The organism is Mesorhizobium mediterraneum (genome assembly GCF_002284565.1).
Lineage (GTDB): Bacteria > Pseudomonadota > Alphaproteobacteria > Rhizobiales > Rhizobiaceae > Mesorhizobium > Mesorhizobium mediterraneum.
In genome coordinates this window covers 25,773-38,067 of record NZ_NPKI01000001.1, presented here as the reverse complement: position 1 = coordinate 38,067, position 12,295 = coordinate 25,773, and the positions used below count along the sequence as shown (strand labels likewise).

Here is a 12,295-nt window from a genome sequence, read left to right as displayed (position 1 = left end):
ATGGTCGACGCCGCCTTCATTCAGCAATGCGCCGATCGGGCTCTGAAGCCAGCGATCGTCGAGACGTTCATCGAGCGGGCAGGGTCGCAGGACCCGCTGGCCGTCACGGTCCGCTCAGGCAACCGTGTCGTGCTGGTTCCGAAGCCAGCCACGCCGGACGAGGCCTTGGCTTTGATCCGACAGCATGTCGGCCGCAACGTCGTGCGGGTCGGGATCACGCAATATCCGGCCGGCCTCGGCGTCGTGGACGCAGGGGAGCTCAAGCCCGACCTCGTCGATGCCTGCGCTAACATCCGAATGGGCACGGCGCTGTTCGCCAAGGTCTATCGGATCGTCACCAAATGGTACGGCAACCCCACCGACAAAGAGGTTCTCCCACAGGTTTTCGACGACGCCGTCATTGCCTGGCAGACGGGCTACTTCGAGGGCACGGCGGTGTTTCGGGCGCCGGACCCCGCAGAGGTGACGCTGGCCCAGCCGACGCCGCCGAGTGAAGGTGAATCCGCCGAGCAGCGTGGCGACAAAACGGCGGCTGGCGGAACCGATCCTGCGCGTGAAGCCGCGACCACCGACCCGAATAAAGCAGGCATTCGGATTGACCTGTCGGGTATCGGCGCTCGTGAAAAATAGGAGCCATCGCAAATAAACGATCAATAGATTGTCCTTGCTCAGTTGGCTGTCAGCTTTGTGACGGCCTCCGGCGTGTTGGCAATCTGCCCGAGAAACGCGCCTCCACCCAGCCCGCGTTCAGCTCCCGGAAATTGTGTCTTTGGGGCCATCCAGTCCGATATAGTAGGTAGTTGTCATCATTTCCCTCCTGTTGTCGTGGCAGTGAATATCGTACCTGCCGTCGCATTCTGGCGGCCGCAGGTGACGCGCACCTGGGCGGAAGGAGCACGGGGTCAAAAGGTCTCAGGGCCGAGTCATCTCGGATCCGAACCCCGGCTAGGGTTCAAAGGGTTCGTCGTCAGCGGGGGCGTACCGCAGCCAAACCTAAGGGGACTGGAATGGAATCGGACGACGCGACGTTGAAGGAAAAATTCGAGCTTCGGCCGATAGTGGGGCTCACGAGCGGACTTCCCCCGACCGACCTGGAGACCCTCACGATCGACGCCATCCGAACCCACCGGCGTCTGGTGGACAAGGCCGATCAACTTTTCCAGGCATTACCTGAGGAGTATAAGTCACGAAATGTGATCGGCGGCGCTCGGCATCTCTGTTACATCGAGGCCAGTATGGAGATGCACGCGCAGATGAGCGTTGTGAACACGCTGATCAGCATTCTCGGCTATATCCCGAAGGCATCGGTGAACTGAGCTTCAGATCAACTTTCTGCGGATGGCGAGGGCAGTCAGGTGCGTCGTTGTATGGACGTCGAAGCGCTTCTTGGTCTCGGCAAGTTTGACGCGTACGCTGTTGTACTTTACTCCCTCCAGTTCCGCCACTTCCTCCATCGTTTTGCCGACGGCGATCCAGCGAAGATAGGTGGCCTCCTTGGGGTCAAGATAGGCAGCCCTTTCGACGCTGGGCGTTGCCTGCAGGAAGGTGATGCGGGCATGGAGCTGGGCGACCGCCGTTGCCGCGGCAACGGCGTCGATCTCCCGGTCGAGTTCGATTGTCAGCTTCTCCGAGGCCAGGGTGAACATCGACATCGAACCGTTCGCCGTTCTGACGGGGATGGTTATGCCGGAGCGGATGCCGAAATCAGCCGCGTGCGCGTAAAACGCGCGTTGGGCTTTTGAAAGCCGCGGCCTCTCCTGATCGCCGCTCCACGTGAAGGTCCGCTTCATGGTTTTCGCGCGTCCTACGACCGGATCGAGCGCAGAATAATTTCGTCCGAAGTACACTGACTGCCACTCTGGATGATAGTTCGAAATCGCGAGCGTATGGCCGGGCTGGATGTTGAGATAGGCATACCCGCCAAATCCGATCTGTTCAGCCAGGCCAGCCAGAGCATCCTTAAGGTTGCGTTGATCGCCTTCGACAGCGGTAAGGTCAGTCAGCTTATCCAGCCAGTGCTGCATTCGTTTTCCTCCCTGAACGCATCGGCGATTTCGTGTGATCCCCCGATGGCCAGTCAAGGCGGCGAGAACGGGCCTTCAACTCCTCATGAGGTGCGCCCGCTACGATCGGTTCGGCAAAGCGGACCAGCCTTCACACCGGATCACTTCGTTCCGACGTAGGGTCGTTCCGGCGTAGGGGACATTTGCCATGCTCAGTTCGCATGACCGACGCAACAACCGTGTTCAGCCTCTCCAGCGGGTCGCCGGTATTCGATCCTCTCCCGTGCCGGCCAAAATCGAGTTGATAAAAACGTTGATCAAGGACGAGAGCACGATAGGATACGAAGGCTAGCGAAACGAAACGAAAGCAGCGCCTGTAAGCCATTGATTAAGAATGGAAAAATATTTCTCCCTCCGCCGGGAGACGAAAGTGATTTCAAAGAAATATTCAAGCGGTTGGCCGCGGCGGGTGCTGGTAGGCCATTGGGCAAGGACGGGTTTCCTGCAGGCCCATGGACGCCCGAGCTTCTCGCAGAGGCGATTTCACAGATCGATTCCAACCGGACTGGGGTCGATCTGCGAACGGTGCAGCTTTGGTTTCAAGAGAACGAGAAGGGAATTAGCACTGCCAATATTCGTTGGCTGGCGAGGGTTTTTGGGTGCGATGATCCGGTGGCAACAAGCGAATGGCAGATGGAGCTTAGTGGGGCGCAATCGCGGTTATCGGCCAAGAGACGAGAAGGGAAGAGAGCCGGAAGCAGCGTTGCACAGGAGATTCCAGATACAGCACTGGCTGCGACCTTCGATGACGACTCAGCGTCTCCGGCAGAGCTAAAACGGGATACTGACGCCAAGGGGCCGAGGCGGCGTTTTAGTTTGGCGAGGAAATCGGAGGCGTTTTTTAGTCACGGATCTCCCCTGAATTTACCGGCGTCGGTGTTTGCGGGTGTCACCGCTCTTGGGTTTTTGTCGTATATTACGGGGATTCACAGCGTGACATATGGCCGGGCGGATGGCGTCGTCAAGCAGGTTGGGTTTCTTTGGACAGCGAATTGGACATTCGTCTTCATGGTATTTTTGCCACTGTTTTTTGCCTTCGTGACCGAGCTAGTGACCTTTTGGAAAGATGAAGGCCGCCCAAAGCTTGTAGCGCAGGGCGACAAGATGAAAAGCGACGATGCCTGGGCGCGCAGCGTAGAAGCTTCTTCGTATTCATATTGGGCGGTTTTTTTGATTTGTGTGCTGTTCGCCGGTCTTTTTCAGTGGATCGGCGTGTGTTTGATCCCGTTGATGCAAGGCGCTGGCAACTATGCGACGGATTGGGGCTCGTTAGCGATTGTGCGCCCTGAGGTCATATCGGTGCCGGAAGCGGTCGTATTCACGGGGCTCGCTTACCTATACATGTGCCTGTGCTTTTATCTGTTCTTCGTAGGGCTCATTTTGCTCTATACGGTGATCCATGATCTTTGGAGAATTGGAGAAGAAGCGAGTAATCGGCCGGAGGTGGATTATCAACACGAGCTCAATGAACCCAGCCTCAGGGTTATGCGTGGGATTTTTCGGTGTACTGTTTTGGGGGTTCTGATTGCCATAGTCATGAAGGTCCAGAGTGCTTACCTGACATCGGGTGGAGAGAATATTGTGGCTTGGTTGGTCGGCGATATGTCTTCCGCCTTCTATGGGCGCAATGATGTGAGCGCCGGGATCAGCTATCGTAGGCCGACCCATTACAGCAGCCTTCTTATCGCTATTTCGACCTGTGTTGTATTTCTGTACGGCTCCATCCGTTTAGGGGTCGAACGTCGGTTTTGCATGCCTTTGTGGAGGATGTCAGCGATCGTAGCGTTACTCGTGGCTGGCTACTTGCTGATCGATGCATTTGCTGGCTTTTCGATCCTTCTAGGCATTGGAGTGCTGCTCGCGATATACAGCCTGGTTGATCCAGGGTTTGGTCGATGGCGAGCAAGTGAGTTAGGAAACAATCAGAGTGTATCATAGCTGGCTTGATCGTTGGGATGAGCGGCGGGCGCGACGCGGTGAGGAAGGGAAAAAAACAACGGATTTCGTCCTTGACGCGGAACGCGCCTTTCCAGGTGCGAAGAAGATAACAAGTATCGAGGGGTTCTGTGCCCTTGCGGACCAAGCCGTGGCTGATCCAGCCTTTTTCGATGAGCCGAGTGTGAGTGATCAGGGTTTTGAAAGACTAGATGGGTGGCTCAAATTTCCATCGGACATTTTTACTGATATCGAACAGAACAATGTCGTCCCGGCGAAAATCACAGAAAGCGGGTCGTTCAATCAGGCGATGGTGATTTTTCACCATTGGAATGCAAGCGCCCGGAATCGTCAGATTGCCAACTTTTTCTCGCAGAGTGGCATCACGGTTGTCGAGATTGCTATGCCTTATCACTTCGAACGCAGCCGTCCCGGCTCCGTGCACGCCGACTATATGCTTAGCCCTAATCTCGGTCGAACGATCCAATCTGTTAGGCAGGCAGTGTTGGATGGGCGAAAACTCATACGTTGGCTGAAAAGCGAAGGCTATCGTGAGATTTCGGTTCTCGGAATGAGCTTAGGTTCCTGGGTTGCGGCCGTAGTCGCGGCACACGACTTGTCTGTGTCAAAAGCCTCGTTGTTTCTGACGGCGGGGAGTCTAGCGGATATGGTTTGGACGGGTCGCGCGACACGATCGATACGCGATAGCCTTGAGCCTGAGATTGAGCTGACCGATCTCAGAAGGGCCTGGGGTCCACTTGACTTGGAGAATTACGCGCATAGTTTGGCACGGCCTGGTCTCGATCTTCAGGTTGTGTTGGCCAAGAGAGACAAAGTGGTGTTGCCAGAGCTATCGGAGAGGTTCATGCAGATGCTGAAGGACGCCGGGGCTAGGCCAAATATTTTGGAATTAAACTGTGGTCACTATTCGCTCGCCATGCCGCCTTACATTTTGTTGGCCGGTTTGAGCTTGAAGCGGTTACTAACGCGCGGCCGTTGAGCGGTTTCTGTCGTCTGCTGACAAGTCGGCCCGGCGAGCATGAGTTTGGCGTTGGCCGGTCAGTTCACCAGCAAATTCTCTGGTAGGCGTCACGACACGATCAGGCCGCCCTGGACTACATGACCAGGCTCGAACAGGACATGTTCGAAGTGTCGAGCGCCACTGTCAATCATAGCGCCACCCTGGGCTCAGATCGATATCGCGGCATCCCGCACTAGTTCATCTTCGCGATCGCTCTAGGACTGCTCGCGACCTTCTATCTCGTGATCCATCAGCGATACGCCTTCGTGAGCCGTCGCGATCAGCGTATGCCTTCGTTCGCATCGCTGTTCGCCCACACACATGACGCGATCGCGGGTCACGGCACTCAGGCTCATTCTCGACAATGCAGGGCTTACGAAGCCCCCTAGTGCAGGCCTGGCCCTGCCCTGCCAGTCCGGCGAGGACCGGGAGAGCGGGGGACAAGCAGAAAAGCGGAAGGGGGATCACCAACCCGAAGGGCCGGTGCTGCAGGCCGAAGGCCGAAGCACCGAATCGCCATTCCACGCGTACCATGGGTGCGGTGCACGACTCGCGTATGACAGAGACAGTCCGAAAGCATCGCCGATAAAGGGGGTGGGTCGGTTCGACGACCTCGACCCCCGCCGGTAAGGGGATAGTGTCCTGAAGGTTCTGCAAAAAGCTCTGGAGAGAGAACAGCCCTTACTCTGAGGCGAGGGGCGGCCATGGCACGCTGGTGACGTTACGACCACCGATTCCCGTGGAAGGGGAGTGCCATGACCAATCGAGACGTTAGACTGAGCAGAGGCGAGTTGAAAGCGTTGCTGTTGTCGGATGAGGACGGCTTCCGCAGAGTTTTCTCGAAGTCAATCTCGGCGGAACCGCGATCGGGACGGGAGTAACCGCGACGCCCTTCTACAGGGCGCGGGCGCTCGAGTACCTGTCCCACAGCACCGGGCTCCAGCTGGTCGGGTCCAAGGATTTGTTTGAGGCAAGCTGGGACATGGGGGCCTTCATGCTTCACATGGGCCTCCTGAAGAGGATAGCAGCAAAGCTGTCGAAAATCGCCAATGACTTTCGGCTACTATCGAGCGGCCCGCGCGGGGGTATCGGCGAAATTCTGCTTCCGGCCCTTCAGCCCGGCTCTTCTCTGATGCCTGGGAAAGTGAATCCGGTTGCGGCCGAAGCGTTGAACCAGGTCTGCTTTTACGTATACGGCATGGACACGACGGTTGGCATGGCTGCGGAAGCGGGACAGCTTCAGCTTAATGCCATGGAGCCGATCATCCTCTTTAGCATCCACAACGCCATGGATCTTATGCGCAAAGCGGTTCTGACATTTACGAAGACCTGCGTCGAGGGCGTGCAGGCTAACGCGGCTAGATGCGAAGCCAACCTGACCGGCAGTACCGCGTTCGCAACGGAACTTGTGACGACCATGGGCTATGAGGCGGCCGCTAAAGTCGTAAAAGAAAGGCTAGCGAGTTGACAGTCTCGCGCCTTGGCGTGATGGAGCGCAGCAATGCCAAGCAAAGTCGTTTCCGGCGGATTGCTCGGCCATCAATTTCACGTTCCCAAAAGAGAGGATGGCGAAACAGAAAAGCTCACTGATAAATTCTGCCCTCAGCTTACGGCCGAGTTTTGGAAGGCAGAGGCAAGAGGAAGACAACCATCATATCGACGTAGTCAGGGCGATGGCTAGATTGCCTTCGCGCGGGTGAAGACTGCTCGCCTTGCCAAGATAAGGAATAGGCGCGTGGCTACAGGTACGGTGAAGTGGTTTAATGCGACAAAAGGCTTGGGTTCATCCAACCCGACTCCGGCGGTGCGGACGTCTTCGTTCATATATCTGCCGTTGAATGATCCGGGTTGAGGGCCCTCGCCGATGGCCAAAAGGTCAGCTATGAGGTCGAGCAGGACCGGCGCACTGGAAAAATCCTCTGCTGGCAATCTCAAGGCGATCTAGCAGGCTGTTGAAAAAGGGCTCGCGGCGATGCTGTGAGCGTGATTCAGTTTCTCCGGAGAGATTCGGAGAACAAGGCATGCGCGGGGGGACGGACGGTCTGGCGAGTTGTTCAGTTATGTTGATCTCGAGGCGCGGGTGCGGCGCGATCATCCGTTGCGCCGCATTCGGGGGATTGTGAACGAGGCGCTGGCGACGTTGGAGCAAGACTTGGCGGCGCTGTATTCGCCGATGGGGCGGCCTTCGATCCCGCCGGAAAAGTTGCTGCGAGCGATGCTGCTGCAGGCGTTCTACTCGATCCGATCGGAGCGGCTTTTGATGGAGCGGCTGGAATACGACCTTCTGTTCCGCTGGTTCGTCGGTATCGGCGTCGACGACGCGGCCTGGGACCATTCGGTGTTCTCCAAGAACCGCGACCGGCTGCTGGAGGGCGACATCGCCGCAAAGTTCCTGAGCGCGGTGCTGGCGCAGCCCAAGGTCAAGAGGCTCCTGTCGATGGATCACTTCTCGGTCGACGGGACGCTGATTGAGGCCTGGGCGTCGATGAAGAGCGTCAAGCCGAAGGACGGCTCGGGCGAGCCGCCGGCTGAAGGCGGCGGGCGAAACGCGAAAGCGAACTTCCATGGCCACAAGCGCTCGAACGACACACATGCCTCGACCACCGATCCGGATGCCCGGCTCTATCGCAAGGGCAAAGGCAAGGAGGCCAAGTTGTGCTTTATGGGACATGGCTTGATGGAGAACCGCCACGGCCTGCTGGTCGACGCCTGCCTGACACTGGCCGACGGACATGCTGAGCGGGTGGCCGCACTGCACATGATCGAACCTCGAGCGGAGCGGCCACAGGCGATCACGCTCGGCGCCGACAAGGCCTACGACGCGGAAGACGTCGTCAATGAGCTGCGCTCGATGAGGGTGACGCCGCATGTAGCGCAGAACACGAGCGGCCGCAGTTCGGCGATCGACGGGCGCACGACGCGGCTGGCGGCTATGCCGTCAGCCAGCGCATCCAGGAAACGCATCGAAGAGGCATTCGGTTGGATCAAGGTCGTGGCCGGCCAGCACAAGACCAGGTTCCGCGGCCGCGACCGTGTCGGATGGGCCTTCACCTTCGCAGCCGCCGCCTACAATCTGGTGCGACTGCCCAAGCTCATGGCGGAGACCGGCTGATGGCTAAGGTTCCCGGCTTCGCCAAGGCCTTTGCCGGCCGCTGGCGCATCGTCGAGATGGATGTTTGGGATAATGACTTCCTCGATCTCGTCGAGGAAGCGCATCTGACATTCAAAGGCTCGGCGGATGGCGAGATCGCCTTCGGCGCACTCAACGGCTTCCTCGATGTCCGATATGGCACCCGCGATGGCTCAGCCTGCGCGGAGTTCTCATGGGAGGGGCATGATGAGAATGACCCAGCCTGTGGCCGCGGCTGGGTTGTCTTTGGCACTGCAGGCCGCCTCGTCGGCCACTTCTACATCCACAACGCCGACGATTCAGGCTTCGTTTGCGAAAGAGCCTGATTCTTCAACAGCCTGCTAGGTTGCTCAAAAGGCCGGACACATATTGTAAACGGCGCAGACGGGGTGGTGAGCGGCCATTTGCCCTTGGCGATCTTCATTCAGCGAGGGGCAGAAACTTCACCATCCGACGTCGTTCTGCAGTCTCCGTTTCGACCACGAACCCCTCTCGTTCATAGAACTTTGAGGCGGGGTTCGTTGTCAAGACGCTGAGCCTGGTGGGATGGCCACGCTGAGCCCCTCTTCTCCCTTGCTGCTGTAATACCTGCGCGCCCATGCCGCGATTTCTGGAACGCTGTTTTTCGAGGAAGAGGTGGTCAGGCTGCCATGTGACGGCAATACATCCCACCCCCTTGCCATCCAGTTCGATGATGTCGTGCCCATCAAGAACAAGGGATTCGATCGTGTCGGACGGACGCCAATGGCCCAGCAAATCTCTTCGAGCCTGCATCGTTGCGGAAACGGCCCGAAGCCGATATTTCATGCTATATTCCTGACAAGAATGTAAACGTCTTGTGCCCGAATATTTCGGGCAGTGACAATTCCGCATTGTAAATCGGCGTGGCGCTTCGGCGCTGATCGGCGCTATTAGGCATTGAATTGGTGAGGGGCGGGTCACGTAGGGACGCCGATTCACGCCACTTCGGACTTTGACATCTCACGCAGCTCGGCGTTCCGGGATGAGGGGCGCGGCCAACTCGTGTATGCGAGCATTTGGACAAACCCGCCTGGCGATATCGCATAGATGCTGGTGATGTGTCAGATAGATTACCTGACCCACTTTCGCCATTGTGAACCGGCGCCACAGCGTGACCCCACCCGCCACTGAGATTTCAATGCCTTATCGTGCCGATCGGCGCGGAAACCCCACGCCGATTGACACCGGCGCCACCGCAAACAGCGTCTTCATCGGCACGGCGGTCGGCTTTATCGCCCCCCATCTTTGCCATCGCCACCCATGCAAAGGCGGCCGGCTTCAACGTCGCAACGCTTGGCCAAGCGCTGGTCGATCCGGCCGATATGCTTCGGCTTGGTGGTTGCGGGGGCTCATGACTGGCCATCGTTATGGAAAGGTGGACTTCGCTGCTCGAAGTCTCCAGCCTCTCCAAACCCTATGGCACTCAGGTCGGGTCAGGGGTCGAATTGGCAGGCAAGTCTCGACCGAGGCCGCTCCGCCATCACATCCCGTCGTCAACCTTTGTAGATGCCCGGGAAAACAATGTCCTGGTCGACGAGCACATTGAACTTGTACCCAGGGCGGATCTCGAGCGTCGGCTGCACGTCCATGTTCCTCTGGATGGTTCGATCGGCGACACGCCCGAATGTCTCGGCGAAGTTTCGTCTTGCGGCATCCGAGGCCGTGTCTTGCGTCGCGAGTGTGGAGCTGTGCGGGATTGCCATATCCATGCCGGTGCCGATCACCGCAACGAGGATGGCCGAACCGAAGGTCTGAAGCCACTTGCGGTCGATCTTGTCGCGGTAGCCGCTATAACCTTGAGCATCAGAGCCCGCCATGCCGCCGATCTGGAGCGTGGAGCCGTTCGGGAAGATGATGTCCGTCCAGACGACGAGCACGCGGCTCTGGCCGAACGACACCTTGCTGTCGTAGCGTCCGAACAACTTCGTTCCCTGTGGGATCAAAAGGCGATGTCCAGTTGCTGAATCATAGACGTTCTGGCTCACCTGGGCGGTGATGCGACCGGGAAGGTCGGAATTGATGCCGGTGATCAATGTCGCGGGAATAACCGAGCCACGCTTGAGCTCATATGGTGACTGCTGCGGCACAACACGGTTCGGCAGGTAGCCAAGCTCCTTGAGGTCCGCGTTGAAGAAATCCTCCTTGGCCTTCTGGGCATTTGGATCGACATTCTGCCCGCCGAGACCAGCGCGCAGAGCTGCCGCATATAGGTCGGACGCAGCACTAGTCGTCGTCGCGGTGGAGATTCCGTTCGTTGTCGTGGCGGCCGCAGCGGTCGTATCCCCTCCCCGACTGTCGAACTTGCCGCGGTCGACCGTGATCGGCGAGTCATAGGCCGCGTCATTAGCCTGAAGCCGGGCCATCCTCTGGCGATGGCGCTCCCGGAGATACTGTTCTTCCTGCTCTCGTTGCAGCCGGGCTCGCCAGACCTGTTCGGGCTCCAACTCCTGTGCCGGCCGTGCATCTTGCTGTGGCGTGAACGGGTTGACGGCGGGCTCTTTCTCAACTTGCGTCTCCACAGGTGTCGGCTGCAGCGTCGTTGATTGCTGTGGTTCTCCGATGATGGCGTCGCCTACACCTCGCTTAAGCTGGTCGGCGAAGGTCGAGGCCGGATTGCCGGAGCCATCGCCCGGGCCGGTGTTCTGGCGGACAAGCAGGCCGCGCGATGTGAGACCGTAGAAGATCACGCCGAGGAAGGCGATGACGAGCACGATCACGATGATGATCGGCAGTCGATTGATGCGCCGGATGCCGGCCTCGGAGTCCTTGTTGGGCGCACCGCCGAGCTTAAGAGATTGCACCATGGCTCCCCCTACCCGCGACGCATCGCGGAGAGCGGGCTCGCCGGCGATGCGCCCGTGGTAGTTACCTCATAGGCACGGCCGAGCTCGACACTGCTCGTCGACAGCCGCGCGAGGACCTGGCCCTCGAACAGCTCGACAACATAGGCAAGCGGGACGATCGTCGTGCCGCTGTCGGTTGTCTGGTCGGTGACGACCGCGTATCCCCACCCCTTGAGGGCCGCCTCCAGAGCTCGCCCGAAGGGCGAACCATCCTGCTTCAACGCGATGGTCCCAGTGCCTGGCCCGACGTGCTCGGCAAGGCGGCTCACCATATCGCCGGCGATCGAAGTTGCGGCCGGGCCGGAGATGTCGGCTGGCGCCTTGCTGGCGACGAGGTCGCCCGAGCCAAGGCTCTGGCAACCGGAAAGGAAAACCGCGAGTGTGACCGCGGCGGCGAGCGAGCGAAACGAGCGGAAGACAGACATCACCGCCTTCCCCGCCGGATCGTGACCTTCTCCTGTTTCCAGCCGACGCCGGAGACGAGTACAGCCTTATCGACATGATAGTCGACGATCATCATATCGTTCTTCATGCGATAGTTGACGATACGGTTCTGGCCGCCGGAGATGACGAAGAGGACCGGCGCGTCCTGGCCGGAGATCGAGCGTGGAAATTGGATGTAAGTCTTGATGCCATCGCTATAGACGCGGCTGGGCCGCCATCCGGCGCGACCCGAAATCGAATAGCCGAACTGCAACTGCTCGGCCGGAACCCCGGCGCCCGGAATCGTGCTCGCTTCCATGCGGGCGTTTATGTCGGCGAGCTTCGCGGACACGTCCTCGGGATATTCGAAGCCGACACGGGCCATGTACTGCGCCTGATGCGACTTGAGCTGGATGTGATAGGTGCGTCGAGAGGTCGTCACCACCATCGAGGTGACGATGCCAGGCTCGGAGGGCTTGACGATCAGGTGGACGGCCTGGCCGCCGTCGGCCCCGGAGGTCGCGGGTTCGATCTTCCAGCGGACCGTGTCGCCGACGAGAACATCGCGCACAGCCTCACCGGCCTCAAGCTCGATATCGCACACCTGCAGCGGCGAGCACACGACCGAGGGCTGGATCTCGCCGTAGAGAAAGACGACCTTTCCGTCCGCGCCTTTCGTGACAAGGCCGCGCGATCCACGCCACTGGCCGGAAATCCCGATGCCCTTCGCCTCATTGGCAGTCACCCCATCTGCGAGGGCTTCCGAAGAGAGGAGGAAGGGCGACCCCATCGCGATGGATACGATCACGATGGCGTTCAGCGTGGCCCGGGCTATTTTGGTTCTGAAGTTCATATGCGG

11 protein-coding genes and 2 pseudogenes are annotated in these 12,295 nt (G+C 58.9%); 8 read left to right on the top strand and 5 right to left on the bottom strand.

The window, feature by feature from the left end; translation table 11 throughout:
* Together CIT25_RS00220 and CIT25_RS00215 are read left to right on the top strand one after the other, a co-directional pair.
* Positions 1–630: a TraH family protein gene (locus tag CIT25_RS00220; RefSeq protein WP_095482579.1), complete on the top strand. Its 630-nt coding sequence runs from the start codon at positions 1–3 to the stop codon at positions 628–630.
* Between the two features lie 377 nt (positions 631–1,007).
* On the top strand, positions 1,008–1,316 hold the full coding sequence (locus tag CIT25_RS00215; protein ID WP_095482578.1) for a transcriptional repressor TraM: 309 nt from the start codon (positions 1,008–1,010) through the stop codon (positions 1,314–1,316).
* A gap of 3 nt (positions 1,317–1,319) precedes the next feature.
* Here the strand turns inward: CIT25_RS00215 and traR are convergent, their stop codons facing one another.
* On the bottom strand, positions 1,320–2,024 hold the full coding sequence (traR, locus tag CIT25_RS00210) for an autoinducer-binding transcriptional regulator TraR (protein WP_095482577.1): 705 nt from the start codon (positions 2,022–2,024) through the stop codon (positions 1,320–1,322).
* 363 nt (positions 2,025–2,387) lie between these two features.
* On the opposite strand from traR, the gene CIT25_RS00205 reads away from it, so the two are divergent.
* The 6 genes and pseudogenes from CIT25_RS00205 to CIT25_RS00175 all read left to right on the top strand — a co-directional run bounded on the left by CIT25_RS00205 (position 2,388) and on the right by CIT25_RS00175 (position 8,475).
* Positions 2,388–4,001 (top strand): RcgA family putative transporter, encoded by a 1,614-nt coding sequence (locus CIT25_RS00205; protein WP_095482576.1) that lies wholly within the window; start codon positions 2,388–2,390, stop codon positions 3,999–4,001.
* Positions 3,991–4,998, top strand: coding sequence for an alpha/beta fold hydrolase (locus CIT25_RS00200; RefSeq protein WP_095482575.1), 1,008 nt, complete (start codon positions 3,991–3,993; stop codon positions 4,996–4,998). The genes CIT25_RS00205 and CIT25_RS00200 overlap by 11 nt, the downstream gene beginning before the upstream one ends.
* 871 nt (positions 4,999–5,869) lie before the next feature.
* Positions 5,870–6,487 (top strand): annotated as a pseudogene (locus CIT25_RS00190) (lyase family protein); the annotation flags it as partial.
* Between the two features lie 267 nt (positions 6,488–6,754).
* Positions 6,755–6,964: pseudogene (locus CIT25_RS00185) on the top strand (cold-shock protein).
* A gap of 60 nt (positions 6,965–7,024) precedes the next feature.
* Positions 7,025–8,131, top strand: a complete 1,107-nt coding sequence (locus CIT25_RS00180) for an IS5 family transposase (RefSeq protein ID WP_095482572.1) — start codon at positions 7,025–7,027, stop codon at positions 8,129–8,131.
* Positions 8,131–8,475 (top strand): hypothetical protein, encoded by a 345-nt coding sequence (locus CIT25_RS00175; RefSeq protein ID WP_095482571.1) that lies wholly within the window; start codon positions 8,131–8,133, stop codon positions 8,473–8,475. Before CIT25_RS00180 ends, CIT25_RS00175 begins: the two co-directional genes overlap by 1 nt.
* A 94-nt stretch (positions 8,476–8,569) precedes the next feature.
* Here the strand turns inward: CIT25_RS00175 and CIT25_RS00170 are convergent, their stop codons facing one another.
* From CIT25_RS00170 to trbG, 4 genes are all read right to left on the bottom strand, one after another.
* Positions 8,570–8,956: a GNAT family N-acetyltransferase gene (locus CIT25_RS00170; protein ID WP_158302485.1), complete on the bottom strand. Its 387-nt coding sequence runs from the start codon at positions 8,954–8,956 to the stop codon at positions 8,570–8,572.
* A 707-nt stretch (positions 8,957–9,663) separates the two neighbouring features.
* Positions 9,664–10,974, bottom strand: a complete 1,311-nt coding sequence (trbI, locus tag CIT25_RS00165) for an IncP-type conjugal transfer protein TrbI (protein WP_095482569.1) — start codon at positions 10,972–10,974, stop codon at positions 9,664–9,666.
* A gap of 8 nt (positions 10,975–10,982) precedes the next feature.
* Entirely contained in the window at positions 10,983–11,438 is a 456-nt protein-coding gene (trbH, locus tag CIT25_RS00160) for a conjugal transfer protein TrbH (protein WP_095482568.1), read from the bottom strand.
* A complete protein-coding gene (gene trbG, locus CIT25_RS00155) occupies positions 11,438–12,289 on the bottom strand; it encodes a P-type conjugative transfer protein TrbG (RefSeq protein WP_095482567.1) in 852 nt (283 codons plus the stop codon). The genes trbH and trbG overlap by 1 nt, the downstream gene beginning before the upstream one ends.
* Positions 12,290–12,295: the final 6 nt, after the last annotated feature.

What these genes read in the sequence shown, in the direction of transcription:
- CIT25_RS00175 (WP_095482571.1), top strand. Translation starts at nt 8,131, where the DNA reads ATGGCTAAGGTTCCCGGCTTCGCCAAGGCCTTTGCCGGCCGCTGGCGC.
- CIT25_RS00170 (WP_158302485.1), bottom strand. Translation starts at nt 8,956, where the DNA reads ATGAAATATCGGCTTCGGGCCGTTTCCGCAACGATGCAGGCTCGAAGA.
- CIT25_RS00215 (WP_095482578.1), top strand. Translation starts at nt 1,008, where the DNA reads ATGGAATCGGACGACGCGACGTTGAAGGAAAAATTCGAGCTTCGGCCG.
- CIT25_RS00220 (WP_095482579.1), top strand. Translation starts at nt 1, where the DNA reads ATGGTCGACGCCGCCTTCATTCAGCAATGCGCCGATCGGGCTCTGAAG.
- trbG (WP_095482567.1), bottom strand. Translation starts at nt 12,289, where the DNA reads ATGAACTTCAGAACCAAAATAGCCCGGGCCACGCTGAACGCCATCGTG.
- traR (WP_095482577.1), bottom strand. Translation starts at nt 2,024, where the DNA reads ATGCAGCACTGGCTGGATAAGCTGACTGACCTTACCGCTGTCGAAGGC.
- trbH (WP_095482568.1), bottom strand. Translation starts at nt 11,438, where the DNA reads ATGTCTGTCTTCCGCTCGTTTCGCTCGCTCGCCGCCGCGGTCACACTC.
- trbI (WP_095482569.1), bottom strand. Translation starts at nt 10,974, where the DNA reads ATGGTGCAATCTCTTAAGCTCGGCGGTGCGCCCAACAAGGACTCCGAG.